Raw genomic sequence first — 18,626 nt, forward strand, 5'->3', positions numbered from 1 at the left:
AGGGGCTTAACCGGCCACCACTTCCGCGTACAGCGCCAGCGTGGCCTGCTGCATGTCCTGCAGCCGGTAGGACGACAGCGGCGCAATGGCCGGCGCCACGCGCAGGAGTTCGGCCGCGCGCTCGGCCAGCCGTTCGCGATCACCCAACGGCACGCGGCCGGCGGGGTAAAGCTCGGCCAGGAGTTCGCCCACCCCACCGTGTGCATAGCCCAGCACCGGCCGGCACAGCGACAGGGCCTCGACCACGGTGCGGCCGAAGGACTCGGGCTTGTTGGAGAGCTGCAGGATCAGGCTGGAAATGGCGTAGATGTCGCGCACGTCGCTGCGCGGCGGTGTCAGCACCACCTGCCCGGCGAGGCCGCGCGCGGCAATCAGCTCACGCAGTTCCTGCGCATAGGCCTCGCGGCCGGGCTCCAGCACGCCCAGCAGCAGCAGGCGCGTCTCGATGCCGCGCTGCTTTAGGTCGGCCACCAGTTCGATGGCGTCGTGATGGCCCTTCAGCCGCGTGCCGCGTGCCGGCAGGGTGAGCAGCGGTGCGCCGGCCAGGGTCGGATACTCGCGATAAAACGCCTGCCACCACGCCTCGTCCGGGCGGTGGCCATAGGGAAACGCCTGCGGATCGATGCCGCGCGGAATCACCCGCACCCGCGCCGGCTCCAGCCACGGGTAGTGGCCCAGCACGTAGTCACGCAGGGTTTGCGACACCACCACCACGCGCTCGCCGCGCAAGAGGATGGCGCTGTAGCGGCCGGGCGAGTTCATGCCGTGCACGGTGGTGATGAAATGCGGGCGCGGCGAAAGTCCCCGGATCGCCCACCAACCCAGCCACGCCGGCAGGCGCGAACGCGCGTGCACGATATCGGGACGCAGCTCGCGCAGCCGGCGGCGCAGCGCAGGCAGGTGCCGCAGCGTGGCCAGCGACTTGCGGCCGATCTCCAGCGCCACATGCTCGCTGCCTTCGGCCAGCAGCTGCGGCACCAGCCGCCCGCCACCGGCGGAAATCACCACCGAGCGGTGCCCTGCCTGCACCAGCGCGCGACCGATCTCCAGCACGGAGCGCTCCGCGCCGCCGGAGTGCAACGCGGGGATCAACTGGACGACAGTCAACCGCGCTGCGGAATCGACGCCGCCAGACAAGGTTCCCGCCAGCGAATCGGCATCCTGATGCATGAGTCTCATGCAAAAAACCAAGCAAAAACAATGCCGTCAGCCATGAACATGGCCGGTCGCATCAATCCTTCAGCACATAACGTGCTGCACAGTAAGGACAAACCGTCTCGCCACCGTCGTCGACGATGGGCAGGTAAACCCTGGGGTGCGCGCTCCACAACGCCATGCCCGGCATCGGGCAGGACAGGGGCAGCTCCGCACGGGTCACTTCGTAACGCTTTTCGGCACACGTGGGCCCGGTACCGGGGTGCGCCAGCGGTGCGTGCTGCTTGGCGACTTGCAACTGGGCGTCGGTCAGGGTGGCAAGGGCGGTCATGGGGAGGCCTTCGGACTGGACAGCAAGGTGCAATGGTAGCAGGCTGCCATCGGCTGTCAGGGGGCAGCCAAAGCCACCAGAACATCGGAAAGCAACGCAAGCAATCTCGCGCGCGACGGGCGGGCCGGCCATCGCCTCACCAACCATCGCAGCGCGCCACAGGACGCCAGCCACCCACCACCCGGCCCGCCGCCGGATCGTTCGTGCAACCACGCCAGGGAGTCGACCATGGAAACCGCCAACCTCATCAGCCGTACCAAAGCCATCCTCACCACCCCCAAGACCGAATGGCCGGTGGCCGCCGCCGAGCCCGCCACACCAGCCAGCCTCTACACCACCTACATCGCCATCCTCGCCGCCCTGCCCGCCATCGCCGGCTTCATCAAGGGCAGCCTGATCGGCACCACCTTCTTCGGCATCACCGTGCGTAGCCCGATCGGCATGGGCCTGGCCCAGATGGTGTTGCGCTATGTGTTGTCGCTGGTGGTGGTCTATCTGGTGGCGCTCATCATCGACGCGCTGGCACCCTCCTTCGGCGGCCAGAAGAACCGTACGCAGGCGCTCAAGGCCGTGGCCTATGCGTGGACGGCGAGCTGGGTGGCCGGCGTCGGTGTGATCGTGCCGTGGCTGGGCTGGCTGATCGCCCTGGCCGGCGGCATCTACGCCATCTACCTGCTTTACCTCGGCCTGCCCGCCACCATGCAGTGCCCGCCGGAGAAATCCGCCGGCTACACCGCGGTGAGCGTCATCATCGCCATCGTGCTGAGCTGGCTCGTCGCCATCGTCATTGGCATCATCTTCGGCGCGGCAATGCTGGGCAGCGGCGCGCTGAACGGCATGCACATCAGCAGCAGCGACGGCGCCAACGTGAGCATCGACGGCAACAGCGCGCTGGGCAAGCTGGCCGCGATGGGCCAGCGCATGGATCAGGCCGGCAAGGAAATGGACGCCGCGCAGAAATCCGGCGACAGCCAGGCACAGGCGGCCGCGATGAGCAAGATGATGGGCACCATGGCCGGCAACGATGGCGCGGTGGAGGCACTCGCGCCCGACCAGATCAAGAGCTTCCTACCCGAAACCATCGGCGGTTTCCACCGCACCAGCCAGTCGGCTCAACGCAACGCGGCGATGGGCATGCAGGTTTCCGAAGCCAGCGCCGAGTACAGCAACACCGACAACAGCCAGCGGATCACGCTGGAGGTTTCCGACAGCGGCTCCGCCAAGGGTCTGATGGCGCTGGCCAGCGCGATGGCGCCGGAGGAAGAAAAGGAAACCGAGCACGGCTACGAGAAAACCTACACCACGAACGGCAACCTCGTGCACGAAGAGTGGGACACGCAGTCCAAGTCCGGCGAATTCGGCGTGACGGCCGGCAAGCGCTTCAGCGTGAAGGCCCACGGCAACGTCGACAGCATCGACGTGCTCAAGCAGGCGGTGGCCAGCGTCGACCTGGCCAAACTGGCGTCGCTCAAGGATGTCGGCGTGAAACCGAACTGAGCCGCGACCGCCATGCAAAAAGCCCGCGTCGTCGCCGGCGCGGGCTTTTCGTTGTGCGCAGTGACAGGCCTACTTCTTCGGCACCGAACCTTCGGTGGTGATGCGCACCTTGATCTCGTCGCTCACCATCGGCACGTACATGGTCACGCCGAAATCCGAGCGTTTGAGCGTGGCGGTGGCATCGAAACCGATGGATTGCGCCTTGCTCATCGGGTGCGGGCCGACGCGGTTCAGTGTGGCCTCCAACGTCACCGGCTTGGTCACGCCGTGCACGGTGAGGTCGCCGATCACCTTGAAGTGATGCTCGCCCTCGGGCACCACGCTGGTGCTCTTGAATGTCCACACCGGATACTTGGCGGCGTCGAGGAAATCGGCCTGCTTCAAATGCTCGTCCAGCGCCGCCACATGCGTGTCGAGCTTGCTGAGCGGCATGCTCACCTCCACCGAGGACTTGGCCGGGCTCTGCTCGTCGAACACCACCGTGCCGCCGGCGATGCCGATGTCGGCGGTGGGATTGGAGTAACCGAAGTGGTTCCAGGAAAACAGCACCATGGTGTGGTTGGGATCGAGCTGATAGGTGACCGGGGCGGCCTGGGCGGCCAGCGCCGTGCCCAGCAGGCCGGCGAGGAGGAGTGGACGGAACGCGCGCATGGGATTCTCCGTGAAGTTGTACAACGACGACGAACCAGCGTTCGCCAGTATGCTCAGTGTAAGCAAGCTTCACCCGCCACATAAGCACCACCGGAAGCAACGCAGCGTGCACCCCAGCGACACAATGCCAGACGCCATGCCACGCCTGACCGACGAGTGCTGGGCGATCACCGACGGCCGCGCCGGCAACCAGCGGCAGGCGCTTGCGCTGGCCGCGCGCATGGGCCTGCCGGTGCGCCACCTGCAACTGCTGCCGCGCGCGCCATGGTCGTGGTGGGCGCCGCGCTTCACGCTGGGCGATGCGCTGGCGCTGCCCGCCGCGCAGCGTCCGCTGCTCGCGCCGCCGTGGCCCCGGCTGGCGATCGGTTGCGGCCGCGCCGCCGCACTGTTCACCCGCATGCTGCGGCGGCTGGCGGAAGGCCGCTGCCACACCGTGCAGATCCTTGACCCGCGCATCGATCCGGCGCATTGGGACACCGTGATCGCGCCGCGCCACGACCGGCTCGCCGGTGCCAATGTACTCACCCCGCTGGGCTCGCTGAATCCGGTGGACAATGACTGGCTGGCCGACGGCCGCGACGCCTGTCCGACCCTGGGCGAACTGCCGGCACCGCGCGTGGGCGTGCTCCTGGGCGGTTCGCGCCCGCCGCTGTTGCTGGACGAAACCAGCGCGCGCGTGCTGGCCACACGCCTGGTCGCACGCCACGCCCGGGAAGGCGGCAGCCTCATGGTGCTGGCCTCGCGGCGCACGCCGCCGACCGTGATGACCGTGTTCCGGCAACTGCTGGCCGACGTGCCCGGGCTGTGCTGGGCCGGCCCCGACGATGGCCGCAACCCCTATCCCGGCGTGCTGGGCTGGGCCGACCGCCTGGTGGTCACGCCCGACTCGGTGAACATGCTCTCCGAGGCCTGTGCCGTAGGCTGCGCCGTGCACACCCTCAGCGACGCGCCGCTGCCGAAAAAGCTCGCGCGCTTCCACGCGGCGCTGCGCGAAGCCGGCCTGTTGCACGGGCTGGACGAGGTGGTGCCGGCACGCCAGGCGGCGCTGCGCGAAACTGCCACCATCGCGCACATCCTGCGCTCCCGCGTGGAGCGCCCGCACGCCCGGTAGGGCGGCGTGGCGCACGCCCGCAGGGCGCACCTGCGCACATCAGTCGATGGCGTGGCGGCTCCGCGGCCGGAACATCCGCAAACGCTCAGTGACCGCCGTCTTCCTTGTCCGCCGTCGGCGCCTTGTTGCCGCCCCACTGCAGGATCTTGTACATCACCGGCCGCACCGGCGGGGCACCGTTGGTGCCGATGAGATCGCCGTGGTCGTTCACCGTGTAGGTGTAGGACAGGCCATTCTTCTGCGTCACCACCACCATGTAGACGCGACCGGCGCGCCGGTACTCCTGGTACACCGCGTCACCTTCCTTGTGCACGGTGACGTCCGGCGAGGTGGCAGGGCTGGACGCCGCCGCCTGATCGCCGGGCGCGACCGGCGCGCTGCCCGCCGACGCCGGCCGGCTGGGCAAGGCCACCGCCTTCACGCCCGGGTCGCTCAAGCCCGGTGGCGGCGGCAGGGGCGCGAACTTCGGCGGTGGGCTGCCCGACTGCGCGTGCGCGGGCAGCGTGGCGAAAGCAGCGAAGGCGACAAGGACGAACGGAAAGAATACGGATTTCATGGCGGCAACCTCGCGGGACGGCGCCAGCATAGCAGTGGGCGCGCGCCGTCCCGTGAATCGCCGCATGCAAGAATGTCGCATGCCCAAGCTCATCCTGATCGACGGTTCCTCCTACCTGTTCCGCGCCTTCCACGCGCTGCCGCCGCTCAGCAACGCGCAGGGCGAGCCCACCGGCGCGCTGTTCGGCGTGGTCAACATGCTGCGTGCCACGCTGAAGGCCAGGCCCGATTACGCCGCCTTCGTCAGCGACGCCTCCGGCCCCAATTTCCGCCACGCCATGTACCCGGCCTACAAGGCCAACCGTCCGCCGACGCCGCCCGAGTTGCGCGCGCAAGTGGAACCGATGCTGGCCATCGTCGCCGCGCTGGGCTTCCCCATCCTGCGCGTGAATGGCGTGGAAGCCGACGACGTGATCGGCACGCTGGCCGTGCAGGCGCAGGCGCAGGGCATCGAGGTGGAGATCTCCACCAGCGACAAGGACATGGCGCAGCTGGTCGGCACCGGCGTGCGCCTGGTCAACACCATGACCAACACCACGCTGGATCGCGCGGGCGTCACCGAGAAATTCGGCGTACCGCCCGAGCGCATCGTGGACTACCTCAGCCTGATGGGCGACAGCGTGGACAACGTGCCCGGCGTGCCCAAGTGCGGCCCCAAGACGGCGGCGAAATGGCTGGCCGAATACGGCTCGCTGGACGACGTGATGACCCACGCCGCCGACATGGCCGGCAAGATCGGCGAGAGCCTGCGCGAAGCGCTGCCGCGACTGCCGCTGTCGCGCGAGCTGGTGACGATCAAGACCGACGTGCCGCTGGCGCAGGGCCCGACCGACCTCGCGCTGCGCGCGCCGGACAACGAGGCGCTGCGCCAGCTGTACACGCGCTACGAGTTCAAGGCGGCGCTGAAGGACTTGGATGCTTCGCTCCCCTCTCCCGCCGGGAGAGGAGCCGAGGAGGAGGGTGCGTCCTCGCCTCAAACTTCGCCGGACTCCGAACCCTCACCCCAACCCCTCTCCCCAAGGAAGGGGGGCTTTGATCTCGCCGCGCCCGGCTCGTACGAACTGGTCACCACCCAGGCGCAGCTCGACGCCTGGATGGACAGGCTGCGCCACGCCCCGCTGATCGCCTTCGACACCGAAACCACCAGCATCGATCCGATGCAGGCCGACATCGTGGGCCTGTCGCTGGCGGTGGAGCCGGGCAAGGCCTGCTACGTGCCGCTGGCGCACGACTACCCCGGCGCGCCCGCGCAGCTGAGGCGCGACGCGGTGCTCGCCGCACTGAAGCCGGTGTTCGAGGACGCGAGCCGCCCCAAGCTCGGCCAGCACGCCAAGTACGACATCAACATCCTCGCGCACTACGGCATCGCGGTGACGGGCGTGGCGCACGACAGCATGCTGGAATCCTACGTGTGGAACGCCACCGCGAACCGCCACGACATGGACACGCTGGCGCAGAAATACCTGGGCTACACCACGATCAAGTACGAGGACGTGGCCGGCAAGGGCGCCAGGCAGATCGGCTTCTCGCAGGTGGATCTGGACACCGCCTGCCGCTACGCCGCCGAGGATGCCGACGTCACCCTGCGCCTGCACCTGGCGCTATGGCCGAAACTCGAAAGCGCGCCCGCGCTGCGCAAGGTCTACGAAGAGATCGAGATGCCGCTGGTGCCGGTGCTCGCCGCGATGGAACGGCGCGGCGTGCTGATCGACGTGGCCGAGTTGCGCCGGCAAAGCCAGCAGCTCGGCAAGCGCATGCTGGCCTTGCAGCAGCAGGCCTACGCTGCCGCCGGGCACGAGTTCAACCTCGACTCGCCCAAGCAGTTGCAGGCCATCCTGTTCGAGGAGCTGGGCCTGAGCGCGAAGCTCAAGACGCCCACCGGCCAGCCCTCCACCAACGAGGAGGCGCTGGACGCGATCGCCGACGCGCACCCGCTGCCGCGCCTGATCCTGGACTATCGCGGGCTGGCCAAACTGCGTTCCACCTACACCGACAAGCTCGCCGGCACGGTGAACCCGCGCACCGGCCGCGTGCACACCAGCTACCACCAGGCCGCCGTGGCCACCGGGCGACTGTCCTCCACCGACCCCAACCTGCAGAACATCCCGGTGCGCACCGAGGAAGGCCGGCGCATCCGCCAGGCCTTCATCGCGCCGCCCGGCTGGCTGGTGATGGCGGCGGACTACTCGCAGATCGAGCTGCGCATCATGGCCCACCTCTCCGGCGACGAAGGCCTGCTCAAGGCCTTCCACGAAGGTGGCGACGTACACCGCGCCACCGCCGCCGAGGTGTTCGGCCTGAAACCCGACGAAGTGAGCAAGGAGCAGCGCCGCGCCGCCAAGGCGATCAACTTCGGCCTGATGTACGGCATGAGCGCCTTCGGCCTCGCGCGCCAGCTCGGCGTGGGTCGTGCCGAGGCCAGCGACTACATGGCGCGCTATTTCGCCCGCTATCCCGGCGTGCATGCCTTCATGGAAGCCACCCGCGAACGCGCGCACCGCGACGGCTACGTGGAGACGATCTTCGGCCGCCGCCTGTACCTGGAGAACCTGCAGTCCCGTAACCCGGCGCATCGCGCCGGCGCCGAACGCGCCGCGGTGAACGCGCCGATGCAGGGCAGCGCCGCCGACATCATCAAGCGCGCGATGATCGCCGTGGATGCGTGGCTGGGCACCCGCGACGACGCGCACATGCTGATGCAGGTGCACGACGAACTGGTGTTCGAGGTGCGCGCGGACGCCGTGGACGCGGTGCGCGAAGGTGTACGCGAACGCATGCAGGGCGCCGCCGAACTCGCCGTACCGCTGCTGGTGGAGGTGGGCGTGGGCGCCAACTGGGACGAGGCGCACTGAGCGCACCACGGCCGGCACAAATAGCCGTCCGTTTGAAAGTGAACGAAAGCTGACTTCATCCCTCGCCCACGGTCGAACTTTTTCGCTGCCGCGCGTTCTTATTTCACGGATGCACGCAACGGCATCCACGGCTGCCCCCTCCCTGGACAGCCACCGTGCGGCAAGCCACTCCCCTGGGCTTTGCCGCGCCCCCGCCCCGAAGGCACCCCCTGGCCTTCGGGGCTTTTTTATGCGCTGGTCCCCGACCACGGAAGCCATCCGGGCAGCCAGCATGGCCACGCTTCCAAGGGGAGCCGTCCCGGCCCGCAGGCGATCGACCCGAAGGGGCGTTCCTCCGGGGTCGCCTCCCCGGGATCTGCCGATCGCCGCTGTTATGCTTCGAATCCGCTTCCGCCTCGGATCAGCCCATGCGCATAGCACTTATCGTGATCGGCCTTGCCCTGCTGGTCGCCGGCATCTGGGTGGTGTTCGGCCACGCCAGCTACCAGACCACCGACACCCTGGTGCAATTCGGCTCGGCCAAGCTCACCGCCACGCACGACCAGCCTTACCCGCAATGGCTGGGCATCGCCGGCATCGTGGCGGGCGCCTTGCTGACCATCGGCGGCATCCTGCGCAAGGGCTGATCGTTACAATGGCGGGATGGATGTCTCGCACCTGATCGACTCGCTCAACGACGCGCAGCGCGAAGCCGTCTGCGCCCCGCCCGGCCACTACCTCGTCCTCGCCGGCGCCGGTTCGGGAAAGACCCGCGTGCTCACCCACCGCATCGGCTGGCTGATGCAGGTGGAGCGCGTGCCGCCGTGGGCGATCCTCGCCGTCACCTTCACCAACAAGGCCGCCGGCGAGATGCGCGCGCGGCTGGAGAACCTGATCCCCAGCGGTACCCAAGGCCTCACCGTGGGCACCTTCCACGGCATCGCCCACCGCCTGCTGCGCCGGCACTGGCGCGAGGCCGGCCTGCCGGAAGGTTTCCAGATCCTCGACGCCGACGACCAGCAGCGGCTGGTGAAGCGGGTGATCGCCGGGCTCGGGCTGGACGAGGCCCGGTTTCCGTACCGCCAGGCGGCGTGGACGATCAGCGGCTGGAAGGACCAGGGCAAGCGTCCCGACGCCATCGAGCACCATGACCACCCCGTCACCGCGACCCTAGTGCGCATCTACCGCGCCTACGAGGAAGCCTGCCAGCGCGCCGGCCTGGTGGATTTTGCCGAACTGCTGCTGCGCGCCCACGAGCTGTGGCTGAAACACCCTGCCGTGCTGGAGCACTACCAGCAACGCTGGCGGCACCTGCTGATCGACGAGTTCCAGGACACCAACGCGCTGCAGTACGCGTGGATCCGCGTGCTTGCGGGCGGCACCGGCAAGGTGTTTGCCGTCGGCGACGACGACCAGAGCATCTACGGCTGGCGCGGCGCGAAGGTGGAGAACATGCAGCAGTTCCTGCGCGACTTCGCCGGTGCGCGCACGATCAAGCTGGAGCAGAACTACCGCTCCACCGCCACCATCCTCAAGGCCGCCAACCAGGTGATCGCGCGCAACGGCGGACGGCTGGGCAAGGAGCTGTGGACGGCGGGCGACGAAGGCGAGCGCATCGCGCTGTACACCGCCTACAACGAGCAGGACGAAGCCCGCTTCGTGGTCGAGCGCATCCGCGAATACATCGCCGAACGCGGCAGCGCGAAGGACTGCGCCATCCTGTACCGCTCCAACGCGCAGTCACGCAATTTCGAGGAGCAACTCAGCCAGCAGCACCTGCCCTATCGCGTCTACGGTGGCCAGCGCTTCTTCGAACGCGCCGAGGTCAAGGACGCCCTGGCCTACCTGCGCCTCACCGCCAACCGCCACGACGACACCTCGTTCGAGCGCGCGGTGAACACTCCGCCGCGCGGGATCGGCGAGCGCACGCTCGATACCCTGCGCCGCCAGGCCCGCGCCGCGCGCACTTCGCTGTGGGAGGCCGCGCTGGCGGAACTGGCCGGCGGCGAGCTGGCTGGCCGCGCGAAGAACGCGGTGAAGGGTTTCCTCGCGCTGATCGACGGCATGGCCCACACCTTCAAGCCCCTCTCCCCCCGGGAGATGGGTGGGGGTGAGGGTCCGGACTTGCCAGGCACCCCCACTCCGCCCTCACCCCCTCTCCCGCAGGGAGAGGTGAGCCATGCGCTCCCCCTCGCCGAACAGATCGACCACATCCTCACCCACACCGGCCTGCGCGACCACTACGAGAAGGACTCGCGCGGCAACGGCGAGGCCCGCGTGGAAAACCTCGATGAACTGGTCAACGTGGCCAGTCGCTTCGAGCGCACGCAGGATGACCTCGACGCCGGACTGGATGAGTTGGCCGCCTTCCTGGCCGGCGCCGCGCTGGAAGCCGGCGAGGGCCAGGGCGAGCGCTGGGAAGACTGCGTGCAGCTGATGACGCTGCACTCGGCCAAGGGCCTGGAGTTTCCGCTGGTGTTTCTGGTCGGCATGGAGGAAGGCCTGTTTCCCAACCAGCGCTCCAGCGAGGACGAAGGCCGGCTCGAGGAAGAACGCCGGCTCGCCTACGTGGGCATCACCCGCGCCCGCGAGCGGCTGGTCATCAGCTACGCCGAGTCACGCCGTCTGCACGGCAGCGAACAATTTCCGCGACCCTCGCGCTTTCTTGCCGAGATGCCGCCCGAGCTGATCGACGAGGTGCGCCCGCGCGTCAAGGTGAGCCGTCCGCTCTACACCGGCGCCGGCCGTTTCGCCGACATGCCGGCGCTGGACGAACACGCGGGGGTGAAACTCGGCCAGCGCGTCGCCCACCCCAGCTTTGGCGAAGGCGTCATCGTCAGCGCCGAAGGCAGCGGCGCGCACACGCGCCTGCAGGTGAACTTCGTGGAAGCTGGCAGCAAGTGGCTGGTGGCGGCCTACGCCAAGCTCACGCCGTTGTAGCCCGGCGCGCGGGATACGTGGCCCACCATGGCCTGACCCGCGACAAAGCCCGGTCGGCGCCTTGGCGCTACGCTCGCACGGACAGTTTCCCGGCCGCGTGCCGCCGTCCATCGGGCAGCCTGCCGGTTGCCCTTGCCGCAAGGAGTCGCCCCATGGATCACCCCACCCAAGTGACCTACGCGCAGCGCTTGCGCGCCTTGCATGACCGCCAGCACCCCCTGCTGCTGCCCAACGCCTGGGACGCCGGCAGCGCCGCACTGTTCGCCAGCCTCGGCTTTCCCGCCGTGGCCACCACCAGCGGCGGCATGGCATGGTCGCTGGGTTATGCCGATGGCGAGCAGGCGCCGTTGGACGACGTGCTGGCCGCCATCGGCCGCATCACTCGCATCGTGCCTGCGCCGGTCACCGTGGATTTCGAGGCCGGCTTCGGCGACTCCCCGGCCGCCGTCGCCGCGCACGTGCGCCGCGCCATCGATGCGGGCATCGCCGGGCTCAACCTCGAAGACGGCATCCGCCACGAAACCCTGCGTCCCATCGACGAGGCCGCCGCGCGCATCCAGGCCGCGCGCGAAGCCGCCGAATGCGCCGGCGTGCCCATCTTCATCAACGCGCGCGTGGACACCTTCATGACGCCCTGGCACGACGGCGAAGCCGCGCGCACGGAGGAAACCGTGCGCCGCGCCGAGGCCTACCTCGCCGCCGGCGCGGACGGCATCTACCCGATTGGCGCCAGCGAGCCCGCGCTGCTGCGCACGCTCGCCGCGCGCATCCCGGCGCCCATCAACATCGCCGCGCGCGACGGTCTGCCCGACCTCGCCGAACTCGCCGCGCTCGGCATCGCCCGCGTCTCCACCGCCACGCGCCTGGCCAGCCTCGCCTACGCCGGCACACGCGCCGCCGCGCTGCGCCTCAAGGACAGCGGCCAGTTCGACGGCCTCGACGCCGGTTTCGGCTACGCCGACATGCAACGCCTGTTTCCCCATCCCTGATCCCGCCGCAAGGACACCGCCATGACCCAACGCCTCGATTACCAGAGCGCCTCGCCCGAAGCCTTCAAGGCCATGCTGCACACGCAGCTGACCGTGAACCAATGCGGGCTCGAGGCACCTCTGCTCGAACTGGTGAAGATTCGCGCCTCGCTGCTCAACCAGTGCGCGTGGTGCCTGGACATGCACACCAAGGATGCCCGCGCCGAAGGCGAAACCGAGCAACGCCTCTACCTCGTGCCGGTGTGGCGCGAGGCGCCGTGCTACAGCGCGCGCGAACGCGCCGCGCTGGCCTGGACCGAGGCCGTCACCCAGCTCAAGGAGGGTGAGGTGCCCGACGACGTCTACGCCGAAGCGCGCCGCCACTTCGACGAAAAGCAGCTGGTCGACCTCACCCTTGCGATCATCGCGATCAACGGCTGGAACCGTCTGAACGTCGCCTTCCGCACCACGGTGGGCCACTACGTCAGCCCGAAGGCCACGGCATAACCGTGCTCATCGCCGCCCTCGGTGGTGGACACCGAAGGGCGCCCGTGACTGGCGTGGCGCCGCCACGCCAGTCACGGCTTCACTCAACCCAGCTTGCGCGACACCATGAAGAACACCAGGTTGCCCAGGCCGGTGGCGCCCGCCAGCACGGCGACCAGGCCGGGCGTGACCTGCTGCCAGCCGAACCACTGGATCAGGCCGAAGCCCAGCGCCACCGACAGCAGCACGATGCCCCAGCGCAGCGAGGAATGGCGACGGCGCTGCTCCTCGTCGCGCAGCAGCGAATCGACCAGTTCGGCCGAACCGCCAGTGGCCAGCATGCGTTTGCGCACCAGGGCGTCCATGCACACCTTGAAAGCGTAGGCCATGCAGAGGAACAGGGTGATGGGAATGAGGTCGCCGGTATTCATGAGTGCTCCTGTGAGTGGAATGAAGTATCGCGCTTGCGTCTCCCACAGATACGGGTCGCCGCGCCGTGGTTGCAGCAGCCCCCTTGCAACCGTTCCCCGCCCGCGGGTATCTCTTGCGCCATGGATGACACCTACTCCGACGATCGCGCCCTGGCCGCGGCCGCACTGGCCGGACGGCCGGGCGCGTTCGAGCGTCTGGTGCGCACGCACCAGGGCCTGTGCTGGCACATCATCCAGCGCATGGTGCGGCATCCCGAGGACACCCGCGAGCTGTGCCAGGACACCTTCCTGCGCGTGCACCAGTGCCTGCACCAGTACCGCGGCGAGAGCGCGCTGAAATCCTGGATCGGCCGCGTGGCCTACACGGTGGCCTTGCGCCATCTGGAGCGCAAGCGCATCGCGCTGGTCGCCGTACATGACGACGAGGAAGGCGCGACGCTGCTGGACAACATCGGCGATGACTTCGACCTGGAGGCCGCCTGGATGAATGCGGAAACCGCCGCCCGGTTGCACGCCGCCATCGAGACGCTGCCACCGCTGCAGCGTACGGTACTGACGCTCTATCATCTCGACGAGCTGCCCATTCCCGAGATCGCGCTCATCACCGGGCTGGCCAACGGCACCATCAAGAGTCACTTGTTCCGCTCGCGCCTGCGCCTGCGCGAGGCGCTGGAGAACCGGGCAGGAGTTGCGGCATGAACCACGATATCCCTTCCTTCGACGACCCCGCGCAAGAGCGCGAGTGGCAGGTGCAGGAGCAGGCCCGGCAGGCCGAACGCCTTGGCCTGCCGGGCACCCATGACGGCGGCCGCGTGCGCCGCTATCGCCAGCTGGCGCGGGCGCTGCGCGAGCCCTTGCCCAACGCGCTGCCGGCGAATTTCGCGCAGCAGATGGCGGCGCGCGTCGGTGCCGCGCCAAACCGCCACGCAACCATGGAGTCGCGCTTCGAACTGGCGCTCACCACGAGCCTGGTCGCCGCACTGCTCGTGGCCGCCGGCGTGGTGGCAGCAATCTATGGCCACGCCTGGCTGCCTGCCTTCCGCCAGTTCCTGCCCCATGCCGGCGCGCCGGCCACGGGCTGGCTGCTGGCGCTGGGCGGCTGCATGGCCGCGACCTGGCTGCTGGGCTGGTGGCAGCGGCACATACCCACCCTGGCGCGCTGAATCGCCCTGCTCCAACGCAAACAGCCCGGGAAACCCCGGGCTGTTTGCGTTACGCATCCGCTGCGCCGGTTACTTGCGCTTGGGGATGTACAAGTCGGTGATGGTGCCTTCGAACACCTCGGCGGCCATGCCCACCGACTCGCCCAGGGTGGGGTGCGGATGGATGGTGAGCGCGATGTCGGCAGCCTCGCTGCCCATCTCGATCGCCAGTGCCAGCTCCGAGATCAGGTCGCCCGCGTTCACGCCAACCACGGCGCCGCCCACGATGCGATGGGTGGCCTCGTCGAAGATCAGCTTGGTGAAGCCCTCGGTGCGCGCGATGCCGATGGCGCGGCCGGACGCCGCCCACGGGAACTTGCCCACGCCGACCTTGAGGCCCTTCTCCTTCGCCTCGCGCTCGGTGACGCCGACCCAGGCCACTTCCGGGTTGGTATAGGCCACCGACGGAATCACGCGTGCGTCGAAGTACGCCTTGTGACCTGCCGCGACCTCGGCCGCCACATGCGCCTCGTGCACCGCCTTGTGCGCCAGCATCGGCTGGCCGACGATGTCGCCGATGGCGAAGATGTGCGGCACGTTGGTGCGCAGCTGGGTGTCGACGTTGATGAAGCCGCGTTCGGTCACCGCCACGCCGGCCTTCTCGGCGCCGATCTTGTGCCCGTTGGGCGAGCGGCCCACCGCCACCAGCACGCGGTCGAACACGGTGGTTTCCGGGATGCTCTCGCCCTCGTAACCCACCTCGATACCCTTCTTGGTGGCCTTGGCGGTGGTGACCTTGGTCTTGAGGTGTACGCCCTTCAGGCGCTTGCCGATGCGCTGCGCCAGCGGCTTGACCAGATCCACGTCGGCGCCGGGGATGAGCTGATCCATGAACTCGACCACGGTCACTTCGCTGCCCAGCGCGGCATACACGGTGGCCATCTCCAGGCCGATGATGCCGCCACCGACCACCAGCAGCTTGCCCGGCACGTCCTGCATTTCCAGCGCGCCGGTGGAATCCATGACGCGCGGATCGTCCCACGGGAAGGCGGGCAGTTTCACCGACTGCGAACCGGCGGCGATGATGGCCTGCTCGAAGCGGATCAGCTTCACGCCTTCGGCCGTCTGGACTTCCATCTCGTGCGGCGACACGAAGCTGCCGCTGCCGGTCACCGTGCGCACCTTGCGCTGCTTGGCCATGCCGGCCAGGCCCTTGGTGAGCTGGCCCACCACGCTTTCCTTGAAGCCGCGCAGCTTGGCGATGTCCAGCCTGGGCTTGCCGAACGTCACGCCGTGGGCGGCCATCGCCTCGGCCTCGTCGATCACGGCGGCGGCGTGCAGCAGCGCCTTGGACGGGATGCAGCCCACATTGAGGCAGACGCCACCCAGGGTGTCGTAGCGCTCCACCAGCACGGTGTCGAGGCCGAGGTCGGCGGCGCGGAAGGCGGCGGAGTAGCCACCGGGGCCGGAGCCGAGCACGACGAGCTGGCACTCGATGTCTGCCTTCTTGCCCGAGGCCGCGGAGGCTTGCGACACCTTCCCCTCTCCCACCGGGAGAGGGTGCCCCGCAGGGGCGGGAGAGGGTGCGTGGCTTGCGGAAACATTCGGCGAGGGCGAACCCTCTCCCCCAACCCCTCTCCCGGAGGGAGAGGGGAGCGGAGCGGAAGCACTCTCTGAGGGAGAAGTGCCGGCGGTATCGGCCGTTTCGAGCACGAGGATCACCGCGCCCTCGGACACCGTGTCGCCCACCTTGAGCTTCATCTCCTTCACCACGCCAGCGGCCGTGGACGGCACTTCCATCGTCGCCTTGTCCGACTCCAGCGTGATGAGGCTCTGTTCCTTGGCCACCGTGTCGCCGGCCTTCACCATCACCTCGATCACCGGCACGTCGTCGTGGCCGATGTCGGGGACTTTCACTTCGATCGTGTTTGCCATGGGGAATCCTTCAGTCATGCGGGCGGTGGCGCCAAGGGCAGCCCCCTCACCCCAACCCTCTCCCCCGGCGCAGCCGGGGGAGAGGGAGTTCAGGTCAGAGCAGGAGGCGGCGGATGTCGCCGAGCTGCTTCGCGACGAACACGGCGAAGCGGGCGGCGAGCGCGCCGTCGATCACGCGGTGGTCGTAGGACAGCGACAGCGGCAGCAGCAGGCGCGGCGCGAATTCCTTGCCGTTCCACACCGGCTTGATGGCTGCCTTGGAGACGCCGAGGATGGCCACTTCGGGCGCGTTGACGATGGGCGTGAAGGCGGTGCCGCCGATGCCGCCCAGCGAGCTGATCGAGAAGCAGCCGCCGGACATGTCGGCCGGGCCCAGCTTCTTCTCGCGCGCCTTCTTCGAGATCTCGCCCAGCTCGCGGGCCAGATCGAGCAGGCCCTTCTTGTCCACGTCGCGGATCACCGGCACCACCAGGCCGTCGGGCGTGTCCACCGCGATGCCGACATGGAAATATTTCTTGAGGATCAGCTTCTCGCCGGTCTCGTCCAGCGAGGCGTTGAACTGCGGGTAGGCCTTCAGCGCCGCCACCACCGCCTTCATCTGGAACACCAGCGGGGTAATCTTGAGATCCTTGTTCTCCTCGCCGAGCTTCTTGCGGAAGGCCTCCAGCTCGGTGATGTCGGCATCCTCGTGCTGGGTGACGTGCGGGATCATCGCCCAGTTGCGCGCGAGGTTGGCGCCGGAGATCTTCTGGATGCGCGACAGTGGCTGCTCTTCCACCGCGCCGAACTTGCTGAAGTCCACCTTCGGCCACGGCAGCAGGTTGAGGCCACCGCCCGCCGCCACCGTGCCGCCGCTGACCGGCCGCGCGCCCGAGGCCAGCGCGTGCTTGACGTAGCCGCTGATGTCCTCGCGCACGATGCGGCCGCCGCGCGAACTGCCCTTCACCTGCGCGATATCCACGCCCAGCTCGCGCGCGAAGGCGCGCACCGCGGGGCTGGCGTAGGGCGCGTCGCCCGGCATCACGATGCGGGCATCGAACGGCGGCCGGCTGGCCGGGTGCACGTCCCCCTCGGGGGCACGCCCCGGCTCCACGCGCGTCGACGCGGGCGCGGCGGCTACTGGCTCGGGCGCGGATACGGGGGCGGCAACCACTGGCGCCGGCGCGGAGGCGGCCACCGGCGCCGGGGCGGACGCGGCGGGGGCCGGTGCGGCGGCCGGTTGGGCCGCGCCGTCCTCGGCCTCGATCAGCGCGATCACCGCACCTTCGGAAACCTCGTCGCCCACCTTGAGCTTCACTTCCTTCACCACGCCGGCGAAGGGCGCGGGCACTTCCATCGTGGCCTTGTCCGACTCCAGCGTCACCAGTCCTTGATCCTTGGCCACCCGGTCGCCGGGCTGGATCATTACTTCGATCACCGGCACGTTGTCGTGGCCAATGTCGGGTACGCGGGCTTCCTGGATGGCGGCCATGGTGTCTCCTGGCTAAGGGCGAGGGCTGGCCGCGAAAGGGACGGGGAGCGGCCGCAAGGCTTTCATCATAGCGAACCGATCCGCCATGCGGGCGACGAAAAGCACGCCCGATCGCCATTCGCAAACGTATGCATGCCCCGCCAGGCATGACCTTGGGCCGGTGTGCCCGACCGGCCACATCGCTTAGTCTTGGGCAGGCAGGCGCCGCACCGGGTGGCGCCGGAGGAAACCCATGCTCAAGCTCAGCCACCTGTCCAAGACCTACGCCAACGGCGTGCACGCGCTGCGCGACGTGTCGCTGGACATCCCCAGCGGCATGTTCGGCCTGCTCGGCCCGAACGGGGCGGGCAAGTCCTCGCTGATGCGCACCATCGCCACGCTGCAGGATCCGGACGCAGGCGCCATCACGCTGGATGGCGTGGACCTGCTCGCCGACAAGCAGGCCACGCGGCGCCTGCTGGGCTATTTGCCGCAGGAGTTCGGCGTGTACCCGAAGGTGAGCGCCGAGGCGATGCTGGATCACTTCGCGGTGCTGAAAGGCGTCGCCGCCAAGGGTGAACGGCGCGAGCTGGTGGACGCGCTGCTGCGCCAGGTGAACCTGTGGGACGTGCGCAAACGCAAGCTGGGCGGCTTTTCCGGCGGCATGCGCCAGCGCTTCGGCATCGCCCAGGCGCTGATCGGCGATCCGCGCCTGGTGATCGTGGATGAGCCCACCGCCGGCCTCGACCCCGAGGAGCGCAACCGCTTCCTCAACCTCTTGGCCGAGATCGGCGAGCGCGTGGTGGTGATCCTCTCCACCCATATCGTGGAAGACGTCACCGACCTGTGCCAGCGCATGGCGATCATCGGCCAGGGCCAGGTGCTCCTGACCGGGCAGCCGCGCGAGGCCATCGCCGCGCTGGAGGGCAAGGTCTGGCGCCGTTCCATCGACAAGGCCGAGCTGGACAGCTACCGCGCCCGCATGACCATCCTCTCCACCCGCCTCGCGGCGGGGCGCACCCTGCTGCACGTGCTGGCCGACAGCTCGCCCGGCGAAGGCTTCGAGGCGGTCGCCCCCGATCTCGAAGACGTCTACTTTGGCCGCCTGCGCGCGCAGGCCACCGCGCGCGCCGCCTGACGGCC

Annotated in this window: 17 protein-coding genes; 10 read left to right on the forward strand and 7 right to left on the reverse strand. The window is 68.9% G+C overall.

All coding sequences use genetic code 11. The annotated features are described in order from the left end of the window. Positions 1–6: 6 nt before the first annotated feature. The gene (locus tag AC3WQA_RS07940; RefSeq protein ID WP_492676334.1) at positions 7–1,170 is read right to left on the reverse strand and encodes a glycosyltransferase; all 1,164 of its coding nucleotides are present in this window, start codon (positions 1,168–1,170) and stop codon (positions 7–9) included. Positions 1,171–1,231: 61 nt separating this feature from the next. Then, positions 1,232–1,486: a zinc-finger domain-containing protein gene (locus tag AC3WQA_RS07945; RefSeq protein WP_492674533.1), complete on the reverse strand. Its 255-nt coding sequence runs from the start codon at positions 1,484–1,486 to the stop codon at positions 1,232–1,234. Positions 1,487–1,714: 228 nt separating this feature from the next. On the opposite strand from AC3WQA_RS07945, the gene AC3WQA_RS07950 reads away from it, so the two are divergent. Beyond that, positions 1,715–2,983 carry a Yip1 family protein gene (locus AC3WQA_RS07950; protein WP_492674534.1) on the forward strand — a complete coding sequence of 423 codons (1,269 nt, stop codon included), beginning with the start codon at positions 1,715–1,717 and terminating at the stop codon, positions 2,981–2,983. 69 nt (positions 2,984–3,052) lie between these two features. Here the strand turns inward: AC3WQA_RS07950 and AC3WQA_RS07955 are convergent, their stop codons facing one another. Continuing rightward, a complete protein-coding gene (locus AC3WQA_RS07955; RefSeq protein ID WP_492674535.1) occupies positions 3,053–3,634 on the reverse strand; it encodes a YceI family protein in 582 nt (193 codons plus the stop codon). Between the two features lie 136 nt (positions 3,635–3,770). On the opposite strand from AC3WQA_RS07955, the gene AC3WQA_RS07960 reads away from it, so the two are divergent. After that, positions 3,771–4,745: a mitochondrial fission ELM1 family protein gene (locus AC3WQA_RS07960; protein ID WP_492674536.1), complete on the forward strand. Its 975-nt coding sequence runs from the start codon at positions 3,771–3,773 to the stop codon at positions 4,743–4,745. An 85-nt stretch (positions 4,746–4,830) separates the two neighbouring features. Here the strand turns inward: AC3WQA_RS07960 and AC3WQA_RS07965 are convergent, their stop codons facing one another. Beyond that, positions 4,831–5,301 (reverse strand): DUF2782 domain-containing protein, encoded by a 471-nt coding sequence (locus AC3WQA_RS07965; protein ID WP_492674537.1) that lies wholly within the window; start codon positions 5,299–5,301, stop codon positions 4,831–4,833. 79 nt (positions 5,302–5,380) lie between these two features. On the opposite strand from AC3WQA_RS07965, the gene polA reads away from it, so the two are divergent. The 5 genes from polA to AC3WQA_RS07990 all read left to right on the forward strand — a co-directional run bounded on the left by polA (position 5,381) and on the right by AC3WQA_RS07990 (position 12,546). Further along, positions 5,381–8,152 (forward strand): DNA polymerase I, encoded by a 2,772-nt coding sequence (gene polA / locus AC3WQA_RS07970; RefSeq protein WP_492674538.1) that lies wholly within the window; start codon positions 5,381–5,383, stop codon positions 8,150–8,152. 407 nt (positions 8,153–8,559) lie between these two features. Continuing rightward, a complete protein-coding gene (locus AC3WQA_RS07975; RefSeq protein WP_492674539.1) occupies positions 8,560–8,778 on the forward strand; it encodes a hypothetical protein in 219 nt (72 codons plus the stop codon). A gap of 16 nt (positions 8,779–8,794) precedes the next feature. Next, positions 8,795–11,071, forward strand: a complete 2,277-nt coding sequence (locus tag AC3WQA_RS07980) for a 3'-5' exonuclease (protein ID WP_492674540.1) — start codon at positions 8,795–8,797, stop codon at positions 11,069–11,071. Between the two features lie 152 nt (positions 11,072–11,223). Further along, a complete protein-coding gene (locus AC3WQA_RS07985; protein WP_492674541.1) occupies positions 11,224–12,060 on the forward strand; it encodes an isocitrate lyase/PEP mutase family protein in 837 nt (278 codons plus the stop codon). A 21-nt stretch (positions 12,061–12,081) separates the two neighbouring features. Continuing rightward, entirely contained in the window at positions 12,082–12,546 is a 465-nt protein-coding gene (locus AC3WQA_RS07990; RefSeq protein ID WP_492674542.1) for a carboxymuconolactone decarboxylase family protein, read from the forward strand. A gap of 83 nt (positions 12,547–12,629) precedes the next feature. Here AC3WQA_RS07990 and AC3WQA_RS07995 read toward each other — a convergent pair whose 3' ends face one another. Further along, positions 12,630–12,956, reverse strand: coding sequence for a hypothetical protein (locus AC3WQA_RS07995; RefSeq protein WP_492674543.1), 327 nt, complete (start codon positions 12,954–12,956; stop codon positions 12,630–12,632). Between the two features lie 120 nt (positions 12,957–13,076). Here AC3WQA_RS07995 and AC3WQA_RS08000 point away from each other — a divergent pair, with 120 nt between their 5' ends. Next, positions 13,077–13,655, forward strand: coding sequence for an RNA polymerase sigma factor (locus AC3WQA_RS08000; RefSeq protein WP_492674544.1), 579 nt, complete (start codon positions 13,077–13,079; stop codon positions 13,653–13,655). Further along, entirely contained in the window at positions 13,652–14,119 is a 468-nt protein-coding gene (locus tag AC3WQA_RS08005) for a hypothetical protein (protein WP_492674545.1), read from the forward strand. The genes AC3WQA_RS08000 and AC3WQA_RS08005 overlap by 4 nt, the downstream gene beginning before the upstream one ends. A gap of 69 nt (positions 14,120–14,188) precedes the next feature. Here the strand turns inward: AC3WQA_RS08005 and lpdA are convergent, their stop codons facing one another. Together lpdA and AC3WQA_RS08015 are read right to left on the reverse strand one after the other, a co-directional pair. Beyond that, entirely contained in the window at positions 14,189–16,033 is a 1,845-nt protein-coding gene (lpdA, locus tag AC3WQA_RS08010) for a dihydrolipoyl dehydrogenase (protein WP_492674546.1), read from the reverse strand. Positions 16,034–16,127: 94 nt separating this feature from the next. Then, complete coding sequence (locus AC3WQA_RS08015; protein ID WP_492674547.1) at positions 16,128–17,504, reverse strand: dihydrolipoyllysine-residue acetyltransferase; 1,377 nt, start codon at positions 17,502–17,504, stop codon at positions 16,128–16,130. A 232-nt stretch (positions 17,505–17,736) separates the two neighbouring features. Between AC3WQA_RS08015 and AC3WQA_RS08020 the strand changes: the two genes are divergently transcribed. After that, positions 17,737–18,621 (forward strand): ABC transporter ATP-binding protein, encoded by an 885-nt coding sequence (locus AC3WQA_RS08020; RefSeq protein WP_492674548.1) that lies wholly within the window; start codon positions 17,737–17,739, stop codon positions 18,619–18,621. The last annotated feature ends 5 nt before the right edge of the window (positions 18,622–18,626 follow it).

Source organism: Rhodanobacter sp. FW106-PBR-R2A-2-24 (assembly GCF_058789615.1).

Bases quoted from the DNA above. Each gene is read 5' to 3' on its own strand.
- AC3WQA_RS07940 (WP_492676334.1), bottom strand. From the start codon at position 1,170: ATGCATCAGGATGCCGATTCGCTGGCGGGAACCTTGTCTGGCGGCGTC.
- AC3WQA_RS07945 (WP_492674533.1), bottom strand. From the start codon at position 1,486: ATGACCGCCCTTGCCACCCTGACCGACGCCCAGTTGCAAGTCGCCAAG.
- AC3WQA_RS07950 (WP_492674534.1), top strand. From the start codon at position 1,715: ATGGAAACCGCCAACCTCATCAGCCGTACCAAAGCCATCCTCACCACC.
- AC3WQA_RS07955 (WP_492674535.1), bottom strand. From the start codon at position 3,634: ATGCGCGCGTTCCGTCCACTCCTCCTCGCCGGCCTGCTGGGCACGGCG.
- AC3WQA_RS07960 (WP_492674536.1), top strand. From the start codon at position 3,771: ATGCCACGCCTGACCGACGAGTGCTGGGCGATCACCGACGGCCGCGCC.
- AC3WQA_RS07965 (WP_492674537.1), bottom strand. From the start codon at position 5,301: ATGAAATCCGTATTCTTTCCGTTCGTCCTTGTCGCCTTCGCTGCTTTC.
- polA (WP_492674538.1), top strand. From the start codon at position 5,381: ATGCCCAAGCTCATCCTGATCGACGGTTCCTCCTACCTGTTCCGCGCC.
- AC3WQA_RS07975 (WP_492674539.1), top strand. From the start codon at position 8,560: ATGCGCATAGCACTTATCGTGATCGGCCTTGCCCTGCTGGTCGCCGGC.
- AC3WQA_RS07980 (WP_492674540.1), top strand. From the start codon at position 8,795: ATGGATGTCTCGCACCTGATCGACTCGCTCAACGACGCGCAGCGCGAA.
- AC3WQA_RS07985 (WP_492674541.1), top strand. From the start codon at position 11,224: ATGGATCACCCCACCCAAGTGACCTACGCGCAGCGCTTGCGCGCCTTG.
- AC3WQA_RS07990 (WP_492674542.1), top strand. From the start codon at position 12,082: ATGACCCAACGCCTCGATTACCAGAGCGCCTCGCCCGAAGCCTTCAAG.
- AC3WQA_RS07995 (WP_492674543.1), bottom strand. From the start codon at position 12,956: ATGAATACCGGCGACCTCATTCCCATCACCCTGTTCCTCTGCATGGCC.
- AC3WQA_RS08000 (WP_492674544.1), top strand. From the start codon at position 13,077: ATGGATGACACCTACTCCGACGATCGCGCCCTGGCCGCGGCCGCACTG.
- AC3WQA_RS08005 (WP_492674545.1), top strand. From the start codon at position 13,652: ATGAACCACGATATCCCTTCCTTCGACGACCCCGCGCAAGAGCGCGAG.
- lpdA (WP_492674546.1), bottom strand. From the start codon at position 16,033: ATGGCAAACACGATCGAAGTGAAAGTCCCCGACATCGGCCACGACGAC.
- AC3WQA_RS08015 (WP_492674547.1), bottom strand. From the start codon at position 17,504: ATGGCCGCCATCCAGGAAGCCCGCGTACCCGACATTGGCCACGACAAC.
- AC3WQA_RS08020 (WP_492674548.1), top strand. From the start codon at position 17,737: ATGCTCAAGCTCAGCCACCTGTCCAAGACCTACGCCAACGGCGTGCAC.